The 26,115-nt window shown below is 62.8% G+C and carries 23 protein-coding genes; 17 read left to right on the top strand and 6 right to left on the bottom strand.

Features of this window, described 5'->3' with window-relative positions; translation table 11 throughout:
- Positions 1-8: 8 nt before the first annotated feature.
- The 3 genes from LLY24_RS01935 to LLY24_RS01925 form a co-directional block, all read right to left on the bottom strand.
- Positions 9-143: a hypothetical protein gene (locus LLY24_RS01935; RefSeq protein WP_259034575.1), complete on the bottom strand. Its 135-nt coding sequence runs from the start codon at positions 141-143 to the stop codon at positions 9-11.
- Positions 140-1,342: an MFS transporter gene (locus tag LLY24_RS01930; RefSeq protein ID WP_259034574.1), complete on the bottom strand. Its 1,203-nt coding sequence runs from the start codon at positions 1,340-1,342 to the stop codon at positions 140-142. Before LLY24_RS01930 ends, LLY24_RS01935 begins: the two co-directional genes overlap by 4 nt.
- A 141-nt stretch (positions 1,343-1,483) precedes the next feature.
- The gene (locus LLY24_RS01925; protein WP_259034573.1) at positions 1,484-2,401 is read right to left on the bottom strand and encodes a LysR family transcriptional regulator; all 918 of its coding nucleotides are present in this window, start codon (positions 2,399-2,401) and stop codon (positions 1,484-1,486) included.
- A gap of 189 nt (positions 2,402-2,590) precedes the next feature.
- Here LLY24_RS01925 and LLY24_RS01920 point away from each other — a divergent pair, with 189 nt between their 5' ends.
- The 7 genes from LLY24_RS01920 (at position 2,591) to dsdA (ending at position 12,449) form a co-directional block, all read left to right on the top strand.
- Positions 2,591-4,195, top strand: a complete 1,605-nt coding sequence (locus tag LLY24_RS01920; RefSeq protein WP_259034572.1) for an ABC transporter substrate-binding protein — start codon at positions 2,591-2,593, stop codon at positions 4,193-4,195.
- A 161-nt stretch (positions 4,196-4,356) separates the two neighbouring features.
- Positions 4,357-5,961: an ABC transporter substrate-binding protein gene (locus LLY24_RS01915; protein ID WP_259034571.1), complete on the top strand. Its 1,605-nt coding sequence runs from the start codon at positions 4,357-4,359 to the stop codon at positions 5,959-5,961.
- A 61-nt stretch (positions 5,962-6,022) separates the two neighbouring features.
- Positions 6,023-6,964 (top strand): ABC transporter permease, encoded by a 942-nt coding sequence (locus LLY24_RS01910; RefSeq protein WP_259034570.1) that lies wholly within the window; start codon positions 6,023-6,025, stop codon positions 6,962-6,964.
- Complete coding sequence (locus LLY24_RS01905; protein ID WP_259034569.1) at positions 6,964-7,854, top strand: ABC transporter permease; 891 nt, start codon at positions 6,964-6,966, stop codon at positions 7,852-7,854. Before LLY24_RS01910 ends, LLY24_RS01905 begins: the two co-directional genes overlap by 1 nt.
- A complete protein-coding gene (locus LLY24_RS01900; RefSeq protein WP_259034568.1) occupies positions 7,854-9,500 on the top strand; it encodes an ABC transporter ATP-binding protein in 1,647 nt (548 codons plus the stop codon). The genes LLY24_RS01905 and LLY24_RS01900 overlap by 1 nt, the downstream gene beginning before the upstream one ends.
- Before the next feature lie 68 nt (positions 9,501-9,568).
- Positions 9,569-11,056 carry an amidase gene (locus tag LLY24_RS01895; protein ID WP_259034567.1) on the top strand — a complete coding sequence of 496 codons (1,488 nt, stop codon included), beginning with the start codon at positions 9,569-9,571 and terminating at the stop codon, positions 11,054-11,056.
- 43 nt (positions 11,057-11,099) lie between these two features.
- On the top strand, positions 11,100-12,449 hold the full coding sequence (gene dsdA, locus LLY24_RS01890; RefSeq protein WP_259034566.1) for a D-serine ammonia-lyase: 1,350 nt from the start codon (positions 11,100-11,102) through the stop codon (positions 12,447-12,449).
- On the opposite strand, the gene LLY24_RS01885 is transcribed toward dsdA, so the two are convergent.
- The gene (locus tag LLY24_RS01885; protein ID WP_259034565.1) at positions 12,446-13,237 is read right to left on the bottom strand and encodes a cytochrome c oxidase assembly protein; all 792 of its coding nucleotides are present in this window, start codon (positions 13,235-13,237) and stop codon (positions 12,446-12,448) included. The two genes, dsdA and LLY24_RS01885, sit on opposite strands and share 4 nt — an antisense overlap.
- Positions 13,238-13,699, bottom strand: coding sequence for a DUF2243 domain-containing protein (locus tag LLY24_RS01880; RefSeq protein WP_259034564.1), 462 nt, complete (start codon positions 13,697-13,699; stop codon positions 13,238-13,240). It lies immediately after the preceding gene.
- 206 nt (positions 13,700-13,905) lie between these two features.
- Here LLY24_RS01880 and LLY24_RS01875 point away from each other — a divergent pair, with 206 nt between their 5' ends.
- Both LLY24_RS01875 and LLY24_RS01870 read left to right on the top strand, forming a co-directional pair.
- Positions 13,906-15,063, top strand: a complete 1,158-nt coding sequence (locus LLY24_RS01875; protein WP_259034563.1) for a M20 metallopeptidase family protein — start codon at positions 13,906-13,908, stop codon at positions 15,061-15,063.
- A gap of 99 nt (positions 15,064-15,162) precedes the next feature.
- A complete protein-coding gene (locus LLY24_RS01870; RefSeq protein ID WP_259034562.1) occupies positions 15,163-16,668 on the top strand; it encodes an AbgT family transporter in 1,506 nt (501 codons plus the stop codon).
- On the opposite strand, the gene LLY24_RS01865 is transcribed toward LLY24_RS01870, so the two are convergent.
- Positions 16,669-17,565, bottom strand: coding sequence for a LysR family transcriptional regulator (locus LLY24_RS01865; protein ID WP_259034561.1), 897 nt, complete (start codon positions 17,563-17,565; stop codon positions 16,669-16,671). It lies immediately after the preceding gene.
- A 137-nt stretch (positions 17,566-17,702) separates the two neighbouring features.
- On the opposite strand from LLY24_RS01865, the gene larE reads away from it, so the two are divergent.
- The 8 genes from larE to LLY24_RS01825 all read left to right on the top strand — a co-directional run bounded on the left by larE (position 17,703) and on the right by LLY24_RS01825 (position 26,070).
- Positions 17,703-18,641 carry an ATP-dependent sacrificial sulfur transferase LarE gene (gene larE, locus LLY24_RS01860; protein WP_259034560.1) on the top strand — a complete coding sequence of 313 codons (939 nt, stop codon included), beginning with the start codon at positions 17,703-17,705 and terminating at the stop codon, positions 18,639-18,641.
- Positions 18,634-19,359 carry a nickel pincer cofactor biosynthesis protein LarB gene (gene larB, locus LLY24_RS01855; RefSeq protein ID WP_259034559.1) on the top strand — a complete coding sequence of 242 codons (726 nt, stop codon included), beginning with the start codon at positions 18,634-18,636 and terminating at the stop codon, positions 19,357-19,359. Before larE ends, larB begins: the two co-directional genes overlap by 8 nt.
- Before the next feature lie 12 nt (positions 19,360-19,371).
- On the top strand, positions 19,372-20,718 hold the full coding sequence (gene larC / locus LLY24_RS01850) for a nickel pincer cofactor biosynthesis protein LarC (RefSeq protein ID WP_259034558.1): 1,347 nt from the start codon (positions 19,372-19,374) through the stop codon (positions 20,716-20,718).
- Between the two features lie 234 nt (positions 20,719-20,952).
- Entirely contained in the window at positions 20,953-21,846 is an 894-nt protein-coding gene (gene dapA, locus LLY24_RS01845) for a 4-hydroxy-tetrahydrodipicolinate synthase (protein WP_259034557.1), read from the top strand.
- Positions 21,833-23,071, top strand: coding sequence for a four-carbon acid sugar kinase family protein (locus LLY24_RS01840; protein ID WP_259034556.1), 1,239 nt, complete (start codon positions 21,833-21,835; stop codon positions 23,069-23,071). Before dapA ends, LLY24_RS01840 begins: the two co-directional genes overlap by 14 nt.
- Before the next feature lie 21 nt (positions 23,072-23,092).
- On the top strand, positions 23,093-24,100 hold the full coding sequence (pdxA, locus tag LLY24_RS01835; protein ID WP_259034555.1) for a 4-hydroxythreonine-4-phosphate dehydrogenase PdxA: 1,008 nt from the start codon (positions 23,093-23,095) through the stop codon (positions 24,098-24,100).
- A gap of 119 nt (positions 24,101-24,219) precedes the next feature.
- Positions 24,220-25,116, top strand: coding sequence for an NAD(P)-dependent oxidoreductase (locus tag LLY24_RS01830; protein WP_259034554.1), 897 nt, complete (start codon positions 24,220-24,222; stop codon positions 25,114-25,116).
- 9 nt (positions 25,117-25,125) lie between these two features.
- Positions 25,126-26,070, top strand: coding sequence for a phosphoglycerate dehydrogenase (locus LLY24_RS01825; RefSeq protein ID WP_259034553.1), 945 nt, complete (start codon positions 25,126-25,128; stop codon positions 26,068-26,070).
- Positions 26,071-26,115: the final 45 nt, after the last annotated feature.

The raw sequence follows: 26,115 nt of genomic DNA, 5'->3' as shown, positions 1-26,115 counted from the left end.
CCCCGGCTTCAACACAGCAGCGTTCCCACCTTGAGCAGCGCTACTCCGGCGCTTCGCCAGGCCACGAACACGAGCCCTAAAAGCCCGGCGATGACCAGCGCCGCGACCATGGCCGTGAGTACGTTAGAGGGCCGCCGTGTCATACCGGCGCGCCCTGTAGGCGCGCCACGGGGCGCTCGCGAATGGGCCAGTTCAGCACGGCCGCCAGGACGCTTAAGCCAATGGCGATGTACCAGACGATGTCGTAGCTGCCCGTGCGATCGTAGAGGTAGCCACCCAGCCACCCGCCAAGGAACGCGCCTACCTGATGCATGAAGAAGACGATGCCACCGAGCATCGAGAGGTTACGCACGCCAAACAGCGTCGCTACGGTGCCGTTGGTCAGCGGCACCGTGGAGAGCCATAAAAAGCCCATGGCGATGCCGAAGGCGTAAGCGGTCCAGGTGCTTAGCGGCAGGGTGATGAACAGCACGATGATAACGCCGCGCGCCAGATACAGAGCGCTGAGCAAGCGCGGCTTGGAATAAAGCCCGCCGAGCCACCCGGCGGTATAGGTGCCAAAGACGTTGAACAGGCCAACCAGTGCCAGCACCGTCGTGCCGACGATGAAGGGTAACTGTTGATCGACCAGATAAGATGGCAAGTGCACGCCGATGAATACCACCTGAAAGCCACAGACGAAAAACCCCAGCGCCAGCAGCCAAAAGCCGCCATGGCCGAGCGCTTCCCTTAGCGCCTCAACCAATGTTTGTTCAGGGCCGCTACTGGGCAGCGGGCGGTCGCTGATCATTCCGCTCAAGGGGATGATCAACGCCACCATAGCGCCCAGCACCATCAGCGCCGAGGCCCACCCTAGCCACTCGATCAGCCCAAGCGTACCGGGCAGCATGGCAAATTGACCGAAGGAGCCGATGGCCGCCGCAATACCCATCGCCATGCTGCGTTTTTCGGCAGGCACCGCCCGGCCAACGACGCCCAAGATGACCGAGAACGACGTGCCAGAAAGCCCTAACCCAATCAGAATGCCGGTGCTCAGCGACAGCGACCAGGGCGAATCGGCCACCCCCATGAACCCTAACCCCGCTGCATAGAGCAAGCCCCCTAGCATGATGGTCTTACGCGCACCGAAGCGATCGGCAAAGGCCCCGGCAAAAGGCTGCGACAGCCCCCACACCAGGTTCTGCAGCGCAATGGCAAAGGCAAAGACTCCGCGCCCCCAGCCAAACTCCAGGCTCATCGGCGACAGAAACAGGCCAAAGCCATGGCGTACGCCCAAAGAGAGAAACAGCACCAGCGATGCGCCCAGCATCAACCAGAAACTCGTACGCCAAATGGAGCTCATTGCGTTGTCCTTACGACAGGAACTCATCGAAGACGTCGAAACGACGTCCAGGCAACCCACACATTCAACCAACAGTTTGTAGAATAAATAAACTTTCCCTCGACGCCTATCGAAATAGGCTCCCTCAATGGTCGAGGGGGACTACATGACGGGCGTCGCCTCTAGCGCCTGCATTAACGCATCGAGAAAGTCGGCCACGCCCTTGGGCAAGGTGCGCCCCGCCAGAGTTTGTATCTCGATGGTTCGCCCGCTCATCTCACGGTCGCGAATGGGGAGGGAGACGAGTTGAGCCGTTTGGCTCAAGTGACGCACCGAAACATCACCAATGAGCGTCACGCCGCCGTTACAGGCCGCGAAGTGCACCAACGGCGTTACCGAGTTGCTCACCAGTACCGGCTCGATTAGAAGCCCCTGTCGGCTGCAGCTGACGTTGAACAATTGGCGGATGGTGGTGTTGTCGGTAGGCAGCGCAAAAGGGTAGTGGCTCAGCTGTGCCAGGGTGACGTGTGGTTTACCCGCTAGCGGATGCGAGGCTGCCATGACGGCGTGAATCGGCGCCATGACGCGCTTTTCTACCTTGATGTTACGCTCCGCCGCCAGCGAGATCGTAAGCCCGATGTCCGCCAGACCTTCGCTCACGTGTTTGGTCACGTCGATAGAGGAGCTGACGGCGAGGTCGAAATGGATACCGTGGTACTTCTTACGATACTCGACGATCAGATGCGGGAGCATGTAGCTTGCCAACCCCTCGACGCTGGCGATACGCACTGTGCCGCGCTGAATGCCTTCAAGCCCGGTGATCTCCTCCACCACGCGCGCCGCCTCCAGGCGCGCCTTGCGCGCGTGCGCGGCCAGAAGCTCTCCCGAAGGGCTCAAACGCATGCCCGAAGGGTGGCGCTCGAAGAGCTGGCTACCCAGCTCAGCTTCGAGGCGCGCCAACTGGCGGCTGATCGCCGAGGGGGCAACGTGTAGCGTCGTCGAGGCCTTGTTGATCGAGCCTTGTCGCACGATTTCGAGAAAGTAACGCAGCGCCGAGTCGAGCAGGATGCGCTCGTTCATAACGTTATACCTTAATGCTTGATTGCAAAGGCTATTACCGTAAAGGCAATATGGTGTGCATAACATCGTCGTTAAAGTGAACGCTCAATGTAGCGACAACAACGACCTAGCCCAGGACACGGGGCGTAAACATAAAACAATGCGCCTCAAACCCGGTTGGCACAACCTAACGTCAACGGAAATATCGACATGAAAAAAAGAACGCCCGCCTTAGCGCGGGGCACGCTGACACGCGCCAAACGCTTGGCAACCCTGGGCCTTGCGGGCCTGCTCAGCCTCGGCGCGCAGGCTCAAACAGAGACCACCGTGCATGCCGTCATGCACTCGGCCCTACGCACCCTCGACCCCGTCGCCAGCAGTGCCACCATGGCGCGTAACCACGGTTACATGATCTACGACATGCTGGTGGGCATCGATGCCGACCTCAACCCGCAGCCGCAAATGGCCGACTGGACCATTTCCGATGACGGTCTTACTTACACCTTCACACTGCGCGATGGCCTCATCTGGCACGATGGCACCCCCGTAACGCCTGCCGACTGCATCGCCTCTCTCGAACGCTGGGCCAGCTTCGATGCCGGTGGCAAGCTGTTGATGGAGAATACCGAAAGCTTGAGCGCCATCGACGACCACAGCTTCGCTCTGACGCTGAAGGCACCGTTCGGCGATGTTTTGGGACTTTTGTCCAAACCCTCTGCCGTCACGGCGTTCATGATGCCCGAGGAGGTCGCCTCCGTTGAGCCCGGCCAGCCGCTGCCCAACCAAATTGGCTCCGGCCCCTTCCGCTTCATCGCCGATGAGTTCCAACCCGGCGTGCAGGCGGTTTACGAGCGCTTCGACGGCTACGTTCCGCGCAGCGAAGCACCTTCCGGTACGGCGGGCAGCAAGGAGGTCTTCGTCGACCGCGTCGAGTGGATCCACATGCCCGATATGCAGACGGCAGTGAACGCCATGAACAGTGGCGACATCGATTACATGGAGCGTACGCCCTTCGATCTGCTGCCACTTCTGGACGCCAATCCCGACATCACTACCGGCGTGCTCGACCCGCTGGGCATGCTGACCCTGGCGCGCATGAACTTCCTCCAGCCGCCTTTCGATGACGTGCGCATTCGTCGTGCCGCACAGTTGGCCCTCGGCCAGGAAGATGTCTTGGCAGCGCTGGTAGGAGACCCGCGCTATTACGCCACCTGCGCTTCCGTGTTCGGCTGCAAGGTGCCGCTTGCCACTGAAACGGGCGGGGAAAGCTTGCTCAGCGGTGGCGATCCCGAAGCGGCGAAAGCACTGCTCGACGACGCCGGTTATGACCAAACTCCGGTGGTGATCCTCCAGCCCTCCGATGTGGGGACGCTAACGCCCCAGCCGCTGGTCGTTGCTCAAGCGCTGCGCCAGGCAGGCTTCAACGTCGAGCTGCGTCAGATGGATTGGCAAACCCTGCTCGGGCATCGCGCCAATCAAGGCCCAGTGAGCGAAGGCGGCTGGAACATGACCATATCGAACTTCGCCGTGGATGGCATTTGGACACCGACGACGAACCTTCTGCTGATTTCCGATGGCAGCGTATTTGGCTGGCCAAGCGATCCTGAAATGGAAGCGCTGCGTGACGAATACGCCTTGGCGTTGAGCGATGAGGAGCGCTCAGCGGCGGCTGAAAACGTGCAGGCGCGTGCCATGGATCAAGTCACCTTCATCCCCTTGGGACAGTTTCAGAACGTAACGGCCTGGCGTAACGAGCTAAGCGATATCGTGACGGGTTCGGTGCCCGCCTTCTGGGGCATGCACAAGGACACGTGAGTGCGCCCCGCCCGACCTTCAGTTGGGCGGAGCCCTCTCCTTTGCAGTATTGCCTTTTAGGCAATACTGCATTCGAAATTTACTTCTAACGACACGACCAAAGCCGGGCATAGTATCGAGAGCGTTGACGCCTACCGCTAACAATACAAACGGAGAACCCGATGTCGACCTCAAAGACCGCGTTACGTCCTTTTGCTCTGAAACACCTTTCTGCGCTGATGCTTGCCAGCGGCCTTTCGGTGGCCCTCAACGCCCAGGCCGACACCACCGTCCATGCCGTCATGCACTCGGCGCTGCGCGCGCTCGACCCGGTATCGAGCAGTGCCACCATCGCACGTAACCACGGCTACATGATCTACGACACCCTCATCGGAATCGATGCCAACCTCGAACCCCAGCCGCAAATGGCCGACTGGGCGATATCGGAGGATGGCCTCACGTATACCTTCACCCTGCGCGAAGGGCTCACTTGGCATGACGGCACGCCAGTGACGCCTGCCGACTGTATCGCCTCGCTCAAGCGCTGGGCCACGTTCGATGCCGGCGGAGCGCTCTTGATGACCTATACCGAGAGCCTGAGCGCCATCGACGAGCACAGCTTTGCCCTTACCTTGACCGAACCGCTAGGTGACGTCATCGGCTTGATGGCCAAGCCGTCTGCCATGGCAACGTTCATGATGCCCGAGGAGGTCGCCTCCGTGGCCCCCGGCGAGCCGCTGCCCAACCAGATCGGCTCGGGTCCCTTCCGCTTCGTGGCCGACGCGTTCCAACCCGGCGTGCAGGCGGTTTACGAGCGCTTCGACGGTTATGTTCCACGCAGCGAGCCCGCCTCAGGTACGGCGGGTAGCAAGGAGGTCTTCGTCGATCGTGTCGAGTGGATTCACATGCCCGACATGCAGACCACGGTAAATGCCATTAACAGCGGCGACATCGACTATATCGAACGCACGCCCTTCGACCTGCTGCCGCTTCTGGATGCCAATCCCGATATCACCACCGGCGTGCTCGACCCACTTGGCATGCTCACCATGGCACGGATGAATTTCCTCAATTCACCGTTCGACGACCCGCGCATCCGTCGCGCCGCCCTTTTGGCCATCGGCCAAGAGGACGTGATGGCCGCGCTCGTTGGCGATCCGCGCTACTACCAAACCTGCGCCTCCGTCTATGGCTGCAACGTGCCGCTTGCCACCGAGGTAGGCGGCGAATCGCTTATCCAGGGCGGTGACCCGGAAGCGGCACGGGCGCTACTCGAAGAGGCCGGTTACGCTCAAACGCCCATCGTGCTCCTGCAGCCTTCCGATGTCGCCACGCTGACCCCGCAGCCGCTGGTGGTGGCGCAGGCGCTGCGTCAGGCGGGTTTCAACGTCGAACTACGCCAGATGGACTGGCAGACGCTGGTCAGCCAACGTTCGAATCAAAGCCCCGCGAGCGAAGGTGGCTGGAGCATGATCTTCACCAACTTTGGCGTCGACAGCATCTGGAACCCCTCCGTCAATCCGCTACTGATCAGTACGGGTACCGATCAGAGCTGGTTCGGTTGGCCGACCGATCCCGAGATGGAGCAACTGCGTACCGATTACGCCCTGGCCCAAACCGACGACGCACGACGTGCCATGGCCGAAGCCATTCAGCAGCGCGCCATGGAGCAAGCCACCTTCATTCCGCTGGGGCAGTTCCAGAACGTGATCGCTTGGCGCAATGAGCTTAGCGACGTCGTCGAAGGACCGATACCGGTGTTCTGGGGCATGCACAAGGCCGACTGAGTGAGCGCTCGCTCGGTGGCATCATCGGGCGAGCAAGCCGTTTACGACCAAGGAGTCTTTCATGTTTGCCTACTTCGTTCGCCGCTTGCTTGCGGCGATACCCGTCATGCTGGTCGTGGCGTTGGCGGTCTTTCTACTGCTGCGTTTGGCCCCCGGCGACCCCGCCGCGATCATTGCCGGCGACACCGCCAGCGCCGCGCAAATAGAGAGCATCCGCGTCGCTTTGGGGCTCGATCAACCGCTGCACACCCAGTTCTATCTGTGGATCAGCCGTCTGCTGCAGGGAGACTTCGGCACATCACTCATCTCGCAAACCTCGGTCATGGGCATGATCACCCAACGCTTGGAGCCCACCATCAGCTTGGCTCTGGCGGCCATCGTCTTCACCGTGCTGATCGCCGTGCCGCTTGGCGTCATCGCGGCCTGGCGCCAGGGGAGCTTCATCGACAACCTGGTGATGTCGGTATCGGTCGTTGGCTTCTCGGTGCCGGTCTTCGTGATCGGTTACTTACTGATCCAGGTCTTTGCCATCGAGCTGCGTTGGCTGCCGGTTCAGGGGTACCGTCATCTGGCTGACGGCTTCGGTGAGTTCGCCAGCCGCCTAGTGCTACCCGCGCTAACGCTCTCTTCGGTATATATCGCGCTGATCGCGCGGATGACCCGCGCCAGCATGCTCGAAGTGCTCAAGGAGGACTACATCCGCACCGCCCGCGCCAAGGGGCTTGGCGAGCGCTTGGTGCTGTTTCGTCATGCGCTACGCAATGCCGGCGTACCGATTCTCACCGTCATCGGTACCGGCTTTGCACTGATGGTCTCGGGCGTGGTGGTCACCGAGAGCGTGTTCAACATTCCTGGGCTTGGCCGCCTCATCGTCGATGCGGTGCTGGCGCGCGATTACCCCGTCATTCAGGCGCTCATTCTGCTCACTGCTGGCCTCTACGTGATCATCAACCTGCTGATCGATCTCTCCTACGCGCTGACTGATCCCAGGATTCGCTACTGATGACGACTTCGACACCCTCCTCGGCGCAGCCCCAACGCCTCTCTTTGCTGCATGCGCTGTCACGCCTTTTTCGTTTACGCGCACGCACCACTACGCTGATCGCCGCGTTTTTACTCTTGATGCTCGTGGTAATGGCGCTTATGGCGCCCTTCATCGCCACCCACGATCCGACCGCGCTCTCGCCCGCCAGCCGCCTGCAAGGCATGAGCGCCGAGCACTGGCTGGGTACCGACGCCTATGGCCGCGATCTTTTTTCCCGCGTGGTCTATGGCGCTCGCGTCTCTCTGAGCGTGGGACTTGGCGTCGCCGTGCTCACCGTGCTGATCGGGCTACCACTGGGGCTTCTCACCGGCTACTTTCGCGCCATCGATGCGGTGGTGATGCGCGTCATGGACGGCCTGATGGCGATCCCCGCCATTCTTGCCGCCATCGCCATCGTCGCCCTCACTTCGGCCAACCTGTGGACGCTGATGATCGCCATCACCGTGCCGGAGATTCCCCAAATCGTCCGACTGATCCGCTCCCAAGTGCTCGCCACTCGGGAGGAAGCCTTCGTCGAAGCGGCCGTATTGATGAGTACGCCAACCCACAAGATCCTCTGGCGCCATTTGATGCCCAATACCTTCGCCCCGCTGATCGTGCAGTGCACCTATGTTTGCGCCGCAGCGATCCTCACCGAGGCGACGCTATCGTTTCTCGGCGTGGGGCTAAGTAGCGAGATACCCACCTGGGGCAACATCATGGCCGAAGGGCGTACCTACTTTCAGCTCAAACCCGCGCTGATCTTCTGGGCAGGCTTGCTGCTCTCGCTGTGCATCCTGTCGATCAATCTATTGGGTGATGCGGCGCGCGACGCCCTCGACCCCACCATGAAACGTAAGGACGGCTGATGCGTAACGACACACCGGTTCTACACGTCGAGTCACTGGTGGTCGAGACCACCGGCACCTCACCGAGGACGATCCTCAAAGGCGTCTCTTTCGAGATCCACGCGGGCGAAACCCTATGCCTAGTGGGTGAAAGCGGCTCGGGAAAATCCGTCTCTTCGCTGGCCACCATGGGGCTTTTGCCCCCGCGTAGTCTACGCGCCACCGGCGGGCGCATCACGCTGGACGGCGAGTCGCTCCTGGAGGCAAGCGCCAAGCGCCTGAGCGCGCTTCGCGGCAGCCGCATGGCGATGATCTTCCAAGAGCCGATGACCGCGCTCAACCCGGTACTCAGCGTCGGCCAGCAGCTCGACGAAGTACTCGCCTGCCATACCCAAGCTACCCGCGCCGAGCGGCGTACGCAGGTACTCGAAGCCCTTGAACAGGTGCACCTGCCGGATATCCAGCGGGTCTACCAAAGCTTCCCCCACCAGCTCTCCGGCGGTCAGCGCCAGCGCATCATGATCGCCATGGCGCTGCTGTTAAAGCCCAGGCTGTTGATCGCCGACGAGCCCACCACGGCGCTGGACGTCACCACCCAGCACCAGATCCTCGCGCTGATTCGCGAACTGCAAGAGAAGCATGGCACCGCCGTGCTGTTCATCACCCACGACATGGGCGTGGTGGTGGATATCGCCGATCGGGTCTGCGTCATGAACACCGGTGAGATCGTCGAGCAAGGGCCCGTGCGTGAGCTGCTCGGCGCTCCTCAAGAAGCCTACACCCAGCGGCTGTTGGCAGCGGTCCCGAGCCTTACCCCGCGCCCAACCCGCCCCGTGACTTCGCAGCGCCAAGTGCTCAGCGTCAGCGAGCTGGAGAAGGAGTATGCGCCACCGCGCCGCCTGCTCGGCTTCATTGGCAAGAAGCGCGCTGGCACCCGCGCGGTCGACAAGGCCAGCTTTACGCTGCAAGCCGGGCGCACCCTGGGGATCGTCGGCGAATCGGGGTCGGGCAAGTCGACCCTTGCGCGCTGCGTGATGCGGTTGATCGACCCCACGAGCGGCACCATTCGCGTGGATGGCAACAACATCGCCGAGCTGCAACAGCGCAGCCTGAAGCCGCACCGTGGTCGCATCCAGATGGTGTTTCAAGACCCCTATCGCTCGCTCAACCCGCGTTTGACCATTGGCCAAAGTCTGATCGAGGGGCCGATGAACTACGGCACCTCGCGCGCCGTGGCCATGGCGCGCGCCAAGGAGCTTCTACAGCTGGTGGGTCTGCCAAGCGATGCCATCGAGCGTTTTCCACACCAGTTCTCCGGCGGTCAGCGCCAGCGTATCGCCATCGCCCGGGCGCTGGCGATGGAGCCCGACGTGATCGTTGCCGATGAGGCGGTATCGGCACTGGACGTTTCGGTCCAGGCCCAGGTGCTGGCGCTGCTGGACGATATCCAGCAGCGCCTGGGAGTCGCGGTGCTGTTCATCACCCACGACCTACGCGTCGCCGCCCAGATTTGTGACGACGTACTGGTCATGCAGCGCGGTCGCATCGTCGAGTATGGCCCTGCCGAAGAGGTGCTGGGCAACCCTCAGGATAGCTATACGCGCCAGCTGATCGATGCCGCTCCCGGGCGCACCTGGGACTTCGCCGCCTGCGCCCCGGTGGCCTGACCGTCAGGCTGATTTTCATTCGATAGCGTTTTATGAATTCGACAGCGTTATATAAGGACAGCGACGCCATGAACCCCTGTGATTTGAGCGCCACCCAAGCCCGCCAGCTGATGGCCACCAAACGCCTCTCCGCCGTAGAGCTCGCCGAGAGCTGTATCGCCCGCGCCGAAGCGGTGAACCCGGCGGTGAACGCCCTCGTCGCCCCGTGCTTCGACGCCCTGCGCGCCGACGCCCAATCCGCTCAGAGCGCGATAGACAAAGGCGAGCCGCTTGGCCCCTTGCACGGTTTGCCGCTGTGCGTGAAGGACATGGTCGACGTGACCGGGCTACCCACCACCTTCGGCAGCCAGATCTACGCCGACAACATTGCCCAGGGCGACGACGCCATGGTGGCGCAGCTGCGCGAGGCGGGCGCGGTGGTGATGGGCAAGACCAACAACCCCGAGTGGAGCGCTGGCGGCAACACCCGCAACGCCGTCTATGGCGCCACCGCCAACCCCTTCGATGTCACGCGCTCGGCGGCGGGCTCCTCCGGCGGCTCTGCCGTGGTGCTGGCCTGCGGCATGGCGCCGCTGGCAACGGGGTCCGATACCGGCGGCAGCCTGCGCAACCCCGCGGCCTTCTGCGGCGTGGTGGGCTTTCGCGCGACGCCAGGCCTGGTGCCAGGGCACAGCCGCGCCCTGGGCTGGCTACCGATGTCGTTGAATGGCCCCATGGCGCGCAGCGTGGACGACGCCGCGCTGATGCTCTCGGCGATGATCCGCCCTGACCGTCGCGACCCCTGGACGCCAGTGATCGACGACCAGCCCGTCTACACGTCCGAGGCGTTTCGTCGGCTGCCGTCGCTCGATCTGTGCAGCGCCAAGGTCGCTTTCACGCCGGATTTTGGCTTTGCCATGACCGAGAAGCTCGTGCGTCAAAGCTTCGACGACAAACTCGCACGCTTTGGCCACGTCTTCGCCCGCCTGGATGACACCCATCCCGAGTGCCCGAACGCCGACGACACCTTTGCGGTGATCCGCGCGCTCTGCTTCTCCGGCATTCATCGTGACCTGCTGCTCGAACACCCCGACAAGGTCGGCCCCAACGTACGCGACAACGTCCGCGAGGGGGAAAGCTACTCGGCGCTCGACGTAGTACGTGCGCTAACCAACCAGACCAAGCTCTACCGCCACTGGCAAACGTTCTTCGAGCATCACGACTTTCTGCTCGCCCCCACCACGACCATCAGCCCGCGGGATTGGCACGAACTCTACCCCACCGAGATCGACGGCGAGCCGACCCAGAGCTACTACCACTGGCTCTCTATGGCCTACGCCTCCACGCTCGCCGGGCATCCATCGGTCACGCTGCCTACCGGGCGCGACCACAACGGCCTGCCCTTCGGTCTGCAAATCATCGGCCGCCGGGGCAGCGATCTGGCCACGTTAGCCTTCGCCCGCGAACTGGAAGCGCTGTTCGAGGGTGACGAGGCGCTTTGCCGCCCGCAGGTGGATATCGCCGCGTTGAGCCAAGCGCGCCCGCTCAAGGAAGCCGAAGGGTTCATGGGGTTCTGACCCTAGTCCGCGCGTTGCTTTTTATGCACTGGAGATCGTCACCATGACTACGCCTTCGCTGGCTGATGGGCAGTTATCACAAGACCCTATCATTGCAGCGCTCAGTAAGGGGGAGGAGCTATTGTGGCTCAATCCCAAGCGCCGCCCCTTCGCCGAGGTGCGCGATACCCTGCCGCTATCGCTAGACGACATTCACGCCGCCGCCGCGCGTCTTGAACGCTTTGCCCCTTACCTCGCTCGGGCGTTTCCCGAGACGGCAGCGGCGGGCGGCATCATCGAATCCCCCTTGCGCCGCGCCAACGCCGCCGCCACGACTCTCTCCCAGTGGCTTGGCGCGCCCCTGCCCACGCTCTGGATCAAGTGCGATAGCCATCTGCCGGTTTCCGGCTCGATCAAGGCTCGGGGCGGCTTTCATGAGGTGCTGGCCTACGCTGAAGAGCTGGCGCAAGTGCATGGCCTGCTGGCAGGCGTCGATGACTACGCCTGCTTCGACGAGCCCGATTTTCGTGCGCTTTTCCGCGAGCATTCGGTGGTGGTCGGGTCGACCGGCAACCTGGGGCTTAGCATCGGCATATTGAGCGCGCGGCTGGGGTTCAAGGTAACGGTGCATATGTCCGCCGACGCTCGCGCTTGGAAGAAAGCCCTGCTGCGCGAGAAGGGCGTGCAGGTCGTCGAGCACACCTCCGACTACAGCGTGGCAGTCGCCCAAGGCCGTGAAGAGGCGCTGGCGACGCCGCGCTGTCACTTCGTCGACGACGAAGACTCGACCACGCTGTTTCTTGGCTACGCGGTCGCAGCGCTACGCCTGAAGCAACAGCTCGACGCCGAGGGCGTACTCGTCGATGCCGATCACCCGCTCGTCGTTCACCTGCCCTGCGGCGTAGGCGGCGGCCCTGGCGGTATCGCCTTTGGCCTCAAGCACGTGTTCGGCGACACCGTGCACTGCTTCTTCGCCGAACCCACACCCTCCCCCTGCATGCTGCTGGGTATGCACACCGGGCGTCACAACGCCATCAGCGTGCAGGATATCGGCCTCGATAACCGCACCTGCGCCGATGGCCTTGCCGTAGGGCGCGCCTCCGCCTTCGTCGGCAAGGTGATCGAACCCTGGCTCGACGGCATCTACACGGTAAGCGACGACCACCTCTACGCCCTGGTCGCGCTAATCGAAGAGAGCGAAGGACTAGGGCTCGAACCCTCCGCCGTTGCAGGCCTACCCGGCTTTGCCTACCTCGCCCGTCACAGCGCCCCAGAGCGCCAAGCCTATTGGCAAAGCGCCACCCACCTCGCCTGGGCCACCGGCGGCGCCATGGTGCCTAGAGAGGAGATGAAGGCGTACCAGGCCAAAGGGCGGGCGCTACTGGCATCGCAGCATCATGCAGACATGAATTAATCGACGGCGAAAAACAGACGCTCGCGCCGCTCCACCGGTCGGCGCAGCCACAGCGTCAACAGCACCACTGCCAATAGCATCTCGGCCAGGTCACCGCCGTAGTACATCAGCTGCGCGGCGGCCTGTATCTCGTCGAGACCGTGGCCTGTGCCGCGGGGAAAGCCTTCTGCATACATCAGCTTGCCGAGCAGACTATGGGTGGCAATAGAGGCGAACAGCACGCCCAGGCGAAAACGCAGCGAGAGCCTGTGCATAGAGGCATCGGGCGCGGCGAGAATCGACCAGCAGAAAAGATAACCCGCGAGGAGAAAATGCAGGTGGATAGCGTAGTGCAGCACCGTATTGTGCAACGACAGCGCATAGAGTGGCGTCAAATAGAGTACGTACATGCCACCGATATTGAGTAAAAGCGCCGTGATTGGATGGGTAACGAAGCGCAGAAAGCGGCGGTGTAGAAGCGCTACCACCGCCTTGGCCCACATCCTGGGCAACGTTCGCAAAAGCAGTGTCACAGGCGCGGCTAATACCCAGGCCAGCGGCGCGAGCATGCCGATCAGTAGATGCAGCGTCATATGGCCGACCAGATCGCCATGCGCCCAGTGCATCAGCGACGGCCAGAACGCAATGGCCAAAAGTGCGCTACCTAATAGAAAAAATCCGCAGCGCCAGAGGCTCCAGCCCGCGCTAGTGGCGCGCTGCAACCAAGCCGCTGCTAGATACTCGAAGGTGACCAGCACGACCAGCAAGAAAGGCAACCAGTCGAGCGGCGCCGCTTGATGGGAGTGCATTTAGCGTTTGGCCCCGTTACGGGCACGGCGTAAAAGCCAAAAGCCGATCAGTAAAAAGCCGATGGCGAAGGCGTTCCAGGTCAGGTCGTACATCAGCGGATCCACTCCGTAGCGAATCTGGTGCAGCCGCAGGATCTTGTGATTGATGACGCCGTCGAAGAGCTGAAAGCCGCCCATACCCAGAAAGAAACCTGCCTTTGCCCAAGCTACGCGCAACCACCCGCGCTGGGAAAGATCGAGCAGCAAGAATACCCCCACCACGACGGCCAGCAGTTCGAACGCGTGTAATAGGCCATCGGAGAGGATACCAAAGGCGGGCGTGGAAAAGTCGAAGAAGTGGTGCCACTGCAACAGCTGATGAAAAACGATCTCGTCGAGCGCGGCCATTACGCCGATTCCCACCAGTACCGCTGCCCAGAGAGAGCGCCGGGTATTCTGTATGGTATGAGCGTCGTTTTTCATGCCGTACTGGCTCCTAAACACGTGCCTAACCCCAAACGTTTGCCTAAAAATAGGCACGCGGTGATGAGCATGCAATTCCTCGAAGCGCTTCTTAACTAACGTTGCCCGAAAGGCAACAAACTGGCGCGTTTTGGCTCTCTTTCTCCTGCGTCGTCTTGGGTAGCGTTAACGTGCAAGCGTTCTCTACCCATAACGAAGGACAGGACATGTTTAGCCAACAACAAATAGCCGACGCCAAGGCCGTGCGTCACCAATTGCATGAGCAGCCCGAGCTCATGTACGAAGAGAAAGCCACCGCCAAGCTCGTTGCCGAGAAGCTCGCTGCCTTGGGCTATAAGGTGACCGAAGGCATCGCCACTACGGGCGTGCTGGGCGAGCTCGATACCGGCCGCCCCGGCCCCTGCATTGCGCTGCGCGCCGATATGGATGCGCTACCTATCGACGAGGCCAACACCTTCGGCCACCACTCCAAGCGGCCAGGGCGCATGCATGCCTGCGGTCACGATGGCCATACCGCGACGCTGCTGCTCGCGGCCGAGGCGATCATGGCGCTGCGCGAGGAGCTTTGTGGCTACATCAAGCTGATCTTCCAGCCAGCCGAAGAGGGCGGCAACGGCGCCGATGCGATGGTCAAAGCCGGGGTGCTGGACGACCCGCGGGTCGAGGCCGTGTTCGGTTATCACAACCGCCCCGGCTTTCCGGCGGGGCAGCTGTTCGTCAAACCCGGCTCGGCAATGGGCGGCAACGATACCTTCAAGGTCACCATCGAAGGCGTCTCCGGCCACGCGGCCATGCCTCATCTGGCCGTCGATGCCATCTACGTCGCCACCTCGGTGGTGCAGCAACTGCAGGGCCTGGTAGCGCGCCACAAATCACCGCTGGAGTCGGGCGTGATCACGGTCTCCTCCTTCCATGCCGGTGACGCCGCCAACGTGATTCCTGGCAAAGCCGAGCTTTTGGTCAACATTCGCAGCGACCGCCCCTCGTCGCGTGATGCCTTGGCGGGCCAGCTGGAGCGCGTGATCAAGGGTGTCTGCGAGGCCCACGGCGCCCACTACACCCTGGAGCACAAGCACCAGATTCCGCCGCTGCTCAATGACGCTGACTGGTCCGACCGGGTACTTGCCTTAGCCGCCGAACACGGCGTCAGCGACGACATCCAGAAGCTCGATTACATGCCGACCATGGGCGCGGAGGATTTTGCCTTCTACCTGCAGAAGGTACCGGGCTGCTTCTTCTTCGTCGGCAACGGCGACAGCGCCTATCTGCACAACGAGCACTACGACTTCAACGACGACATTCTGCCGATAGCGGCCGGCATGTTCGTAGCCCTGGCCAAGGGCGTGCTGGCGCGCAACGCCTAAATGCCTCGATAGTGGCCCCACCTTGGCGAAAGGCCGAGGCCGCTTTCCCCATCACCCATCGAATGACTCAATAATTAACTAAAAACAAAGGATTTTCTTATGCCATCCATGCTCTCCTCCATCGAGCGCATGGGGAACAAGCTTCCTCATCCGTTCATTCTCTTCACCGTTCTTGCCGTGATGGTGATCGTTGCCTCCGCCCTGCTTTCGCTTCTGGGCATTGCGGCGTCGAACCCACAAACCGGCGAAGACGTCTATGTTAGAAGCCTGCTTTCGGGGCCCGGGCTTGAGTTCATGCTGACGAGCGTGGTCAGCAACTTCGTCAACTTCCCGCCACTGGGGCTCATTTTGGTCGTCATGTTCGGCATTGGCCTGGCCGACAAGGTGGGGCTGATGTCGACGCTGATGCAGGTCAGCGTGGCTAAGGCGCCGCCGTCGCTGTTGACGTTCTGCGTCTTTCTCGCGGGTATTTGCGGCAGCATCGCCTCGGATGCCAACTATCTCATCCTGATTCCGCTGGCGGCCATGGTCTACCACTCGGTGGGGCGCCATCCGATTGCCGGGGCTGCGGCGGCCTACGCGGCCGCAGGTGCAGGCTTCGATGCCAGTCTCTTCATCACCGTGGGTGATGCGCTGTTTGCCGGTATCACCACCGAGGCGGCGCGCATCGTCGACCCCGATGCTTACATCTCACCGGTGGACAACTACTACTTCGTGGCCTGCTCGGTCTTCGTGTTGGCCATCGTCGGTACGCTATTGATCGACAAGGTGGTGGAGCCCCGGCTGCAGCGCACGCTGCCGATGAGCAAGGAGTTCAAGAGTGACGAGGTCGCCCCTGAGCTCAGCAAGGCCGAGAAACGTGGTCTCAAGCTCGTGGGTGTGGCGACCTTGGTCTATCTGGCGCTGGTGCTGCTGGCCGTACTGCCGGAGGCATCGCCGCTGCGTAACCCCGAGGGTGGGCTGATTCCCTCGCCGTTTCTGCGCTCGCTGGTGCCGCTGATGTTCGGCTACTTCGTCACCATCGGCCTGACCTACGGCATCGCCACCGGCAAGATCACAAGCAGCCGCGACGTGCCTCAGCGCATGGCGGAAGCCGCCAGCGACCTTGCACCGACGCTGGTGCTGTTCTTCGCCATTTCGCAGTTCATCGCCTACTTCGGCTGGTCACAGTTGGGGCAGTTCATCGCCATCGAGGGCTCGAACGTGCTGCAAAGCACGGGGTTCACCGGGCTTCCCCTGGTGGGCGCCTTCATCGTCATGACGGCAGTGCTCAACGTCTTCATGACCAGCGGTTCGGCGCAGTGGGCGCTCATGGCGCCGGTCTTCGTGCCCATGTTGATGATGATCGATTTCGACCCCGCCTTCGTGCTGGCGATGTTTCGCATCGGCGACTCCAGCACCAACATCATCTCGCCCATGAGCCCGTACTTCTCGGTAGCGCTGGTTTACATGCAGCGCTACAAGCCCGACATGGGCCTGGGCACGCTGATGGCCACCATGCTACCGCTGGCGCTGGGCTTCTTGATTGCCTGGTCGGCATTTCTGATGTTCTGGCTGGTGATGGGCTGGCAGATTGGGCCGGGCGTCTACATGATGGCCAGCTGATCAGCGTATCGTCAGCATCAGCTTCCACAGATAGTCGGCAGCGGGCGAGAGCCTTCTGCCGACGCGTCGTACCAGATTCCCCTGGCTGCTTTCGGCAAACGGGTGGCGAATGGGAATGGCACGTAGCAGCCCCTCTTCGATCTCACCGCGCGCGGCCGCTGCGGTCATGAACGACACACCGATCCCGGCGCAGGCCAAACGTCGAGCGACCGAATGCAAATTGCAGCGGTAGGCAGGTGTAGCCAGTAGACCACTCGCGGCAAACAGCGCATTGACGAATTGCTGGGAGCCCGATACGTCGGGCAGAAAGATCAGCTTGTGCATGACCAGCTCATCCGGCGTCACCGAGCGCTTTTCAGCGAGCGGATGCGAAGGCGCCACCAGCGCGCACAGCGGCCCGCGCTCGAACGAGTGAACGATCAGCCGTGGGTCCGAAATCGGGCCGTAGGTGATGGCCATGTCGACCTCGTCGTTGGCGACCATTTCGTGCGGCTCGCGGGGGTAGTAGATCCCCGTCTTGATGTCGATGAGGACATCAGGGTACTGCTCGGCAACGCGCTTCATCACGTAGGTAATGAAGCTATCGACGAAGCCGTCGCCCACCGATACCACCACCTTCCCCGCCTGTAGATTGCGCAGCCGCGAGAGCGTATCACCAAGCTCTGCGTTGAGGCGCCGCTGGGCCAGAAACCCCTCGACCACTAGCTGCCCCGCTTCGGTCAAACGTACGTGGCGACCGTGGCGTTCGAGCAGTGCCATGTTGAGATCACGCTCCAGGCTGCGCACCTGTCGGCTCACTACCGAGGGGTTGACGTGCAGATGCTCGGCGGCCGCCCGAATGCCTCCGCAGCTGCCGATTTCGAGCAAATAAAGCGCGCGCTTGTCGAGTAGCGTCATGGTCGTCGATCACCAGTGGGCAGTGGCATTCACGGGATGGCGGACGATCATAACGCTACCCGCCTCACGCCGGGACGACTTTCTATTCCAATCGCAGTGCTGGCATAATCGCTGCCCCTTTGCCGAGGAGCGCGCCAATGAATTGGGACACCGATGTCGAGCGAATAGCTGCCATTGCCATTGACGCCGCCCCAGCGCCGTCCCCTTCGCCAAGCGTGGCGCTCACGGCGAACGTTGCCGAAGGGCAAGCGTTGGAGCTCAAGCTCGACCACCTGCGCCAGACCCTGCGCGACATGGGTGATGTGGTGGTGGCGTTCTCCGGCGGTGTCGATAGCACCTTTCTGCTCGCGGTGGCCCTGGAGACGTTGGGACGCGAACGCGTGCTGGCCGTCATTGCCGATTCCGAATCCTACCCCTTTGAAGAGCTTGATGCGGCGCGGGCGTTGGCCGAGCGTCTGAACGCCAAGCACCGCGTCATAGAAGTTTCCGAATTGGCCATTCCTGGCTACGCCGAGAACGATGCCAATCGCTGTTTCTACTGCAAATCGGGGCTGTTCACGCATTTGGCGCCGGTCATGCGCGAGGCGGGCTTGAACAACATCGTGTTCGGTTTGATTGCCGACGACGATGGCGAGCACCGCCCCGGCACGCTCGCCGCACGCCAGCACGGCGTACGCGGGCCGCTACATGAAGTCGGGCTCTACAAGGCCGAAATTCGAACACTGTCCCAGGCCATGGGCCTCCCCACTTGGAACAAGCCCTCGCTTGCTTGCCTCTCATCGCGCATCGCCTACGGCGAAACCATTACGCTCGAAAAGCTCGAACGCGTGGCCGAAGCCGAGCGCCGCGTGCGGGCGCTGGGGGTTCGGCAGGTGCGCGTACGCCACCACGGCGAGCTGGCACGTATCGAACTCGACCCCGAAGAGATGGCGGTGGCGCTAGCGCACCATCAGCGTCTGGTGGATGAGCTCACTGCCCTCGGCTTCGCCTGGGTGACTCTAGATCTCGCTGGCTATCGCAGCGGCAGTATGAACCGCCTTCTCGACCCCACCACTGGAGACGCGCCCTATGAGTGAACGTCCACCGCTCGAACCCATCGGCCATCTTGGGTTTGCTCAGGTCGACCACGCCCGCGAGGCGCGCAACGGTGTGCCCGAAGTGGTCTATGGCGAAGGCAAGAGCGCCGCCCAGATCGCCGCCATCGTGGCGCGCCTGGTCGAACGCCACGCGCGAGCCCTGGTCACCCGCCTGGATGCCTCCAAGGCCGAAGAGGTCGCCAGCGAACAGCCTAGCGGCCACTACGATCCGCGTTCGCGGCTGATGTGGTGGGGCCGCGCGCCCGAAACGCTGAAAGGTACCGTGGCGGTGGTCTGCGCAGGCACCTCCGACCTGCCCGTGGCCGAGGAGGCCGCACAGACGCTCGAGTGGCTCGGAGCGCCTGTCGCCCGCTTGAGCGACGTCGGCGTGGCGGGCATCGACCGCTTGCTGGCACACCGCGAGGCGCTGGCACGCGCCGATGTGGTGATCGTCGTCGCTGGTATGGAGGGCGCGCTGCCCAGCGTGGTGACGGGCTTGGTGCGCAATCCGGTCATCGCGGTGCCAACGTCGATTGGCTATGGCGCGAGTTTGAACGGCATTACCGCGCTACTGGGTATGCTCTCTGGCTGCGCGACGGGTATGAGCGTGGTCAATATCGATAACGGCTTCGGTGCAGCGTGGCAGGCAGCGCGTATTCTAACGCTGGTCGAGCGCGGCCCGGCCGAGCCCCCAGCTAGTTTCTCCCTCCCCACCTAACTGGATATGCCCGTGACGCCGACGCTTCACATCGACTGCACCTTTGGCATTGCTGGCGACATGCTGCTCGCCGCGCTGGTAGACCTCGGCGCCGACCTCGACGCCATCAGCGCGGAGCTGCGCAAACTTCCGCTGGACGACTTCTCGCTCTCCACTCAGAACGTGATGCGCTGCGCCATTCGCGCGCGCCTGCTCAACATCACGCTGGCACAGGCGCCCGAACCCGCTCCCGAGGGCTTGGCGCAGTACCACACAACGCATGAGCACTCGCACACGCATTCGCACAGCCATTCGCATGGCCATTCGCATGACCACTCACATGACCATGCACACAGCCACTCGCACGATCACTCACACGGCCATGACCATGGGCACCCGCAGCGCCTGGCAGGCGACATTCTCGCCATGCTCGCCGCCTCCCATCTCCCCCCCCGTGTGAAGCAGCGCGCCACGGCCATCTTTAGCGCCATCGCCGAGGCCGAAGGCCGCATCCACGATCTGCCGCCGCAAGCAGTCCATCTGCACGAAGTGGGGGCGATGGACTCGATCATCGATATCATCGGTGTCTGCCTGGCGCTGGAAGCGTTGGATATCGATACCATCACGGCGACGCCCGTGCCGGTCGGCCATGGTGTCGTTGACATGGCCCACGGCAACTTCCCCATCCCCGCGCCGGCCACCCTGGAACTGCTCAAGGGCATACCGCTCTCCTCCTTCGATGCTCAGGGCGAGCTGACGACCCCAACGGGCGCGGCGCTGCTCAAGGTACTGGTCGAGCGTTTCACGCCTACGCCGCAGGGCACACCGCTGGCCATTGGGTACGGCGCGGGCAATCGTGAGTTCGCCCACCCCAACGTTCTGCGCGCAGTGCGCCTGGCCCCGCCAGAAGAGGAAGATGCCGACCGCGAGCACATTACCGTCCTGGAGTGTCAGCTCGACGACACCACCGGCGAGCAGCTCGGCTTTGCGTTAGAAACGCTGTTGGCAGAAGGCGCGCTGGACGTTTTTCATACGCCGATCGGTATGAAAAAGTCGCGCCCTGGCGTGCTGGTCAGCGTGCTCGCCACTCCCGAACGCGCCGATGCGCTCGAGCACTGCTTGCTGAAGACGCTGCCAACCTTCGGTGTGCGCCGCTCTGCAGCCAGCCGCCGTATCCTCGTGCGCCGCTTCGAAGAGGTGACCACCGAGCTTGGCACCGCAAACGTCAAACTCGGCTATCTGAATGGCCACCTCGTTCGCGTGAGCGCTGAATACGAAGACGTCGCGCGCCTAGCGCGTGCCCATGGGCGCAGCATCGACCAGGTGCAACGCCTGGTTCTCAACGCCTGGGAACAGACCCGCTCCACCCGCCAGCCCTAATACATCCTGCTCTTGGCACTGCTGGATTGATCGCTTTGATCACTTCGGCAGTGCTTTTCCGTGCGCGCTTTTCGCTCTCCACGCCTGCTTAGCTCACGATCCGACGGTTCGATGCGGTGAATCCACGTTTTTTGCTCACTAGACGATGGTATAGCTTGCCAAATATGCTCGATTCGATCATTTTAGTGCGCATACTCATCAAACCGATCATTCACCGCCTTTCTGGAGGCCCGCATGAGCAATTTCGAATTCCGTGGCATCGTACCCGCGCTAATCACCCCCCTGGACGAGCACGAAGAGATCGACGAGCAGGGGCTGCGCGAGCTCACGGAGACGTTGATCAAGAAAGGCGTGCATGGCCTCTTCGCTCTGGGCACCAACGGTGAATTCTTCTCGCTGACCGATGACGAGAAAGTGCGCGTGGCGACCATCGTCAAGGATCAAGCCGCTGGCCGCGTCCCCGTCTACGCCGGTACCGGTGGTTACACCACGCGCAGCGTCATCGAGCTCAACCGTCGCATGGAAGAAGTGGGCGTCGATGGCTTGTCGATCATCACCCCCTACTTCAACGGTGCCACCCAAGCCGAGCTGATCCTGCACTACCAGCGCATCGCCGAAGCCACGACGCTGCCGATTCTGCTCTACACCATCCCGGCCAAAGCAGGCGTAACGCTGACCATCGATAGCGTCGCCAAGCTCTCCGAGATCCCCAACATCCGCGCGATCAAGGACAGCGGCGGCGACTTCGACCGTCTGGTACAGCTGATTCGTCTGCGTCGTGACGACTTCGCCGTATTCACCGGCACCGACTCGATGATCCTGTGGACGCTGATGGCCGGTGGCGACGGTGCCGTGGCGGCGACCACCAACGCCGTACCGGACGTGGTCATGACCATCTGGAACGCCTGGAAAGCGGGCGATTTCGAAACCGCACGCGAAGCCCAAGAGAAGCTGCGCCCGCTGCGTAACGCCTTTGCCCTCGGCACCATGCCAAGCGTACTCAAGACCGCTGCGACCCTGCTCGGCATGCCCGCTGGCCCCGCGCGTTCGCCGGTTCAAGCGCTCACGCCCGAGGCCCTTGAGAAGCTCAAGCAGGCGCTGAAGGTCTACGACCGTGTCGAGCGTTGATTCGCCCCTGGCACAGCTGCTGATCATTGCCGATGACCTAACGGGTACGGCCGACTCTGCCGTCGGCTGCACCCGTGCAGGGCTTGCGACCGCCGTCGTGCTGGGCACGGCGGGGGCCGAAGGGGCCGAGGCCGTCGCCATCGATCTGGACTCGCGCGGCTGTGACCGCGCCGAGGCCGCCACACGCCACCGCCAGGCCCTTGCCAACTGGCAGGGGCGTTTCCGCTTTCTGTTCAAGAAAGTGGATTCGACCCTGCGCGGCAACGTCGCCGCCGAAATCGCCAGTCTCACGGCGGCGGGCATGGCCATCGTCGCGCCCGCCTACCCGGCCACCGGCCGCACGACGCTGGGCGGGCGTCAGTATCTCAACGGCACGCCGGTCGAAGAGACCGAGGTGTGGACCAACGAGGGCATTCGCGGGCGGGCCGATCTGGTCGAAATGCTTGAAGCTAGCGCCTTGAAGACCGCGCAGCTGGATCTCGCCACGCTGCGCGACGACGATGCACGCGTGCTGGCCGTGCTCCATGCTCATCAGCAAAACGGCATCCAGGCGCTGGTTTGCGACGCCGAACGCGATGACGATCTCGCCCGGTTGGCCGCGCTCAGCGCCAAGCTCGAAGACGTTTTTTGGGTTGGCTCAGCGGGCCTGGGTGAGCATCTACCCGCCGCCCTCGGGCTTGCGGGTAAAGGCGTGGTGAGCGCCAAGCCCAGCGCGACGCCGCATACCCTGATCGTCATCGGCAGCATGAGCGCCGTTTCGCATCGCCAGGCGGACACCCTGCTGGAAAGCGTCGAGACGCTGGCGCTCATCGACATCGACGCCGCCGACCTTCGCCCCGATGCGCCGCCCAGCATCCTGCGCGCACTCGAGGCTCGTCTCGACGATGCGCTGGCGGCCAAGCGCGACGTCATGGTGCGCCTTTGCCAGCGCGACGACCGCAACGCCGCCGAGGGCCCGGCGCTAAGCCTAGCGCTCGCCCAGCTATTGGCCCCGCGACTGGGTAACGTCGAGCGCTTGATCGCCACCGGCGGCGCCACCGCGCGCGCCCTGCTCGTCGCCGCCAACGTGACCGAACTCAGCTTGATCGATGCGCCCGACACCGGCATGGCGCGGCTGACTGCCGCCACCGCCCATGGGCCGCTCGAGGTCATCACCAAGGCTGGCGGGTTCGGCGACCACACCGCTTTTCAACGCGTCTGGCACAGCCAAGCGCGTGACCACTGATTCTAACTAGAGGGAATTTTCATGAGCGACCGTCCCGTTATCGGTATTACCATGGGCGATGCCGCTGGCATCGGTCCTGAAGTCATCGTCAGGGCGCTGGCTCACGACGACGTTCACGACGTTTGTCGTCCGCTCGTCATTGGCGATGCCGGTCGCCTGCGCAAGGCCATGGAGATCGTCGGCTCGACCCTGGAACTGCATACCGTCGACTCTCCTGCCGACGCTCACTTCAAGCGTGGCCAAATCGAGTGCATCGACTTAGGATTGATTCCCGACGACCTACCCTGGGGCAAGGTATCGAGCGTTGCTGGTGATGCGGCGTATCGCTACATCGCCAAGACGGTGGAGCTGATCGAAGCGGGCGAACTCGACGCCATCTGCACGGCCCCGCTGAACAAGGAAGCCTTACACGCCGGTGGGCACATCTTCCCCGGCCACACGGAGCTGCTCGCTCATCTGACCGGCACCGAAGAAGTCTCGATGATGCTGGTGACGCCGAAGATGAAGGTGATCCACGTCACCACTCACGTTGGCATCATCGACGCCATCGCTCGCATCAACCCAGGCTTGGTGACGCGCACCATCGAGCGCGCTCATGAGACGCTGGCGCGCGCCGGTAACGACAACCCGCGCATCGCCGTTTGTGGCATCAACCCGCACGCCGGTGAGAACGGCCTGTTCGGCTACGGGGAAGAGGACGAGAAGATCGTGCCCGCCATCAACGAACTGCGCCAGCGCGGCTGGGACGTCGAAGGGCCGCTGCCCGCCGATACGCTGTTCTTCCGCGCCGGGCGCGGCGATTTCGACTGTGTCGTCGCCATGTACCACGATCAGGGCCACGGCCCAGTGAAAGTGATGGGCCTGGAAGCGGGCGTCAACGTCACCGTTGGCCTGCCGGTGGTGCGCACCTCGGTGGATCACGGTACCGCCTTCGACATCGCCGGCAAAGGCATCGCCGACGAGCGCAGCCTCATCGAAGCGCTGAACCAAGCCGTGGAGCTTGCCAGCCGCCGCACCGTCGCTGCCTGAGCCTTTGGCGCGCCGCGCCAGCATAAACACTCAGCGGGTGAGTCCTTCGCCCGCTGCGTCACTTCTCAACGTGACGCCTACATAGTTACCGCACTCACACATGACATTAGGAGAGCGCCATGGAACGCATCGGTTTTATCGGACTCGGGTTGATGGGCGGCTACATGGCAGCCAACATCCTGGGCGCCAACTACTCCCTTAAAGTATTCGATCCCAATCCCGCTGCGGTTGACGCCCTCGTCGCCAAAGGCGCCGAGAGCGGACAAAACGCCGCCGAGCTTGGCCGTGACTGCAGCATCGTTTTCCTCTGCGTGCCCACCTCCGAGCACGTGGAAGCGGTCATCGACGCTGCTGATGGCCTACGGGCCGGTGCCGTCGCCGCCAACAATGCGCTGATCATCGTCGACTGCTCCACTTCGCAACCGACCGTAACCCGTCGTCTGGCCGAATCGCTCAAGGGCGAGGGCATCACCCTTGTCGATGCTGCCCTCGGCGGCACCCCGACCCAAGCCGAATCTGGCCAACTGCAGGCCATCGTCGGCAGCGACGACGAGACGCTGGCCCGTCTGCGCCCGGTACTCGACGCCTGGGCAGGCAAGATTCTGCACTGCGGCGGCGTCGGCACCGGCCACACCATGAAGCTTCTTAACCAGTTCCTGGCCATGAGCTACGGGGCGGTATTCTCCGAAGCGCTGACCATCGGTGCCAAGGCGGGTATCTCGCCGCAGGTCTTCGACAGCGTCATTCGTGGCTCGCGCATGGACAGCGGCTTCTACCAGACCTTCTTCCAGTACGTACTGGAGCGCGACCGCAACGCCCACCGCTTCACCCTGGCAAACGCCGGTAAGGACATCCGCTACGTGGCCGCACTTGCCGATGCCCTGGAGGTAAAAGCCGACGTTGCCCACGCGGTGAGCGATCTTTACGCCAGCGCCCTGGCACAAGGCGACGGCGACAAGTTCGTCCCCGAGCTTTCGGATATCGTTGCCAGCCGTCACCAGCTCAGTCTGTTCTAAGGAGTTAGTGTGAAAATCGTCTGCACCTCCCCCTCCTTCGCCAAGTACTCGACGCAGCCTTTCGATTTGCTCGAAGCGGCGGGCGCGACCATCGAAAGCCTGCCCGCCGACATCAGCGAGGCGGACTTCATCGCCCGCGCTGCCGATGCCGACGGCGCCATCGTCGCCTTCAACCCCATGACCGAGGCCGTGTTCAGCGCACTGCCGAACCTCAAGGTAGTGACCAAGCACGGTGTCGGCGTCGACAACATCGACCTTGCTGCCGCCGAGCGCCATGGCGTTCGCGTGACCAACGTACCGGCCGCCAACCGCCACGCCGTTGCCGACTTCACCTTCGCCCTGCTGCTCTCGCTCGCCCGCGACCTGCCGCGCGTCGACGCGGCTACCCGCGCCGGTGAGTGGCCGCGCTGCTTCGGCCGCGACGTTCATAGCATGACGCTGGGCATCGTCGGCATCGGCAGCATCGGCCAAGCGGTCGCCAAGCGCGCCTCGGGCTTCGAGATGCGCGTGATGGCTTATGACCCCTTCGCCAAGCCCGAAGCGGTGGCGGCTCTCGGCGTGGAGCTGGTCGATCTCGATACCCTGTGCCGGGAAGCGGACTTCGTCACCCTGCACGTTGGGCTCTCCGAGCAGACCCACCACCTGATCAACGCCGAGCGGCTGGCGATGATGAAACCGACGGCCATGCTGATCAACGCCGCTCGCGGTGGCATCGTCGATGAAAGCGCTCTGTTCGACGCTCTTAACGCCAAACGCCTAGCCGGTGCGGCCATCGACGCCTTCGAGCAGGAGCCGCTGACCGAAAGCCCGCTCTACGCCCTGGATAACGTAATCGTCAGCGCCCATATCGCAGGCTATACCGAGAACGCCCTGACCACGCTCAGCACCACCTGCGTAGAAGACGTCCTCGCCGTTTTACGCGGCGACGCCCCCAAGCACCCGGTCAAGGCCTAAGCCTGAACGGTACTCGCCTTATTCAGTGAGTAGTGCTTCGGTGAG

Origin of the sequence: Halomonas dongshanensis, assembly GCF_024790395.1 — a bacterium.
GTDB lineage: Bacteria > Pseudomonadota > Gammaproteobacteria > Pseudomonadales > Halomonadaceae > Vreelandella > Vreelandella dongshanensis.
This window is presented reverse-complemented; position numbering and strand designations above follow the sequence as displayed.

Excerpts from the sequence above, each read along its gene's own strand:
- LLY24_RS01880 (WP_259034564.1), bottom strand. The coding sequence starts at position 13,699 with ATGAAAAACGACGCTCATACCATACAGAATACCCGGCGCTCTCTCTGG.
- LLY24_RS01905 (WP_259034569.1), top strand. The coding sequence starts at position 6,964 with ATGACGACTTCGACACCCTCCTCGGCGCAGCCCCAACGCCTCTCTTTG.
- LLY24_RS01935 (WP_259034575.1), bottom strand. The coding sequence starts at position 143 with ATGACACGGCGGCCCTCTAACGTACTCACGGCCATGGTCGCGGCGCTG.
- LLY24_RS01900 (WP_259034568.1), top strand. The coding sequence starts at position 7,854 with ATGCGTAACGACACACCGGTTCTACACGTCGAGTCACTGGTGGTCGAG.
- LLY24_RS01925 (WP_259034573.1), bottom strand. The coding sequence starts at position 2,401 with ATGAACGAGCGCATCCTGCTCGACTCGGCGCTGCGTTACTTTCTCGAA.
- LLY24_RS01830 (WP_259034554.1), top strand. The coding sequence starts at position 24,220 with ATGGAACGCATCGGTTTTATCGGACTCGGGTTGATGGGCGGCTACATG.
- LLY24_RS01920 (WP_259034572.1), top strand. The coding sequence starts at position 2,591 with ATGAAAAAAAGAACGCCCGCCTTAGCGCGGGGCACGCTGACACGCGCC.
- LLY24_RS01915 (WP_259034571.1), top strand. The coding sequence starts at position 4,357 with ATGTCGACCTCAAAGACCGCGTTACGTCCTTTTGCTCTGAAACACCTT.
- LLY24_RS01930 (WP_259034574.1), bottom strand. The coding sequence starts at position 1,342 with ATGAGCTCCATTTGGCGTACGAGTTTCTGGTTGATGCTGGGCGCATCG.
- dapA (WP_259034557.1), top strand. The coding sequence starts at position 20,953 with ATGAGCAATTTCGAATTCCGTGGCATCGTACCCGCGCTAATCACCCCC.
- LLY24_RS01885 (WP_259034565.1), bottom strand. The coding sequence starts at position 13,237 with ATGCACTCCCATCAAGCGGCGCCGCTCGACTGGTTGCCTTTCTTGCTG.
- LLY24_RS01875 (WP_259034563.1), top strand. The coding sequence starts at position 13,906 with ATGTTTAGCCAACAACAAATAGCCGACGCCAAGGCCGTGCGTCACCAA.
- larB (WP_259034559.1), top strand. The coding sequence starts at position 18,634 with ATGAGTGAACGTCCACCGCTCGAACCCATCGGCCATCTTGGGTTTGCT.
- LLY24_RS01895 (WP_259034567.1), top strand. The coding sequence starts at position 9,569 with ATGAACCCCTGTGATTTGAGCGCCACCCAAGCCCGCCAGCTGATGGCC.
- LLY24_RS01865 (WP_259034561.1), bottom strand. The coding sequence starts at position 17,565 with ATGACGCTACTCGACAAGCGCGCGCTTTATTTGCTCGAAATCGGCAGC.
- larE (WP_259034560.1), top strand. The coding sequence starts at position 17,703 with ATGAATTGGGACACCGATGTCGAGCGAATAGCTGCCATTGCCATTGAC.
- LLY24_RS01870 (WP_259034562.1), top strand. The coding sequence starts at position 15,163 with ATGCCATCCATGCTCTCCTCCATCGAGCGCATGGGGAACAAGCTTCCT.
- dsdA (WP_259034566.1), top strand. The coding sequence starts at position 11,100 with ATGACTACGCCTTCGCTGGCTGATGGGCAGTTATCACAAGACCCTATC.
- LLY24_RS01910 (WP_259034570.1), top strand. The coding sequence starts at position 6,023 with ATGTTTGCCTACTTCGTTCGCCGCTTGCTTGCGGCGATACCCGTCATG.
- pdxA (WP_259034555.1), top strand. The coding sequence starts at position 23,093 with ATGAGCGACCGTCCCGTTATCGGTATTACCATGGGCGATGCCGCTGGC.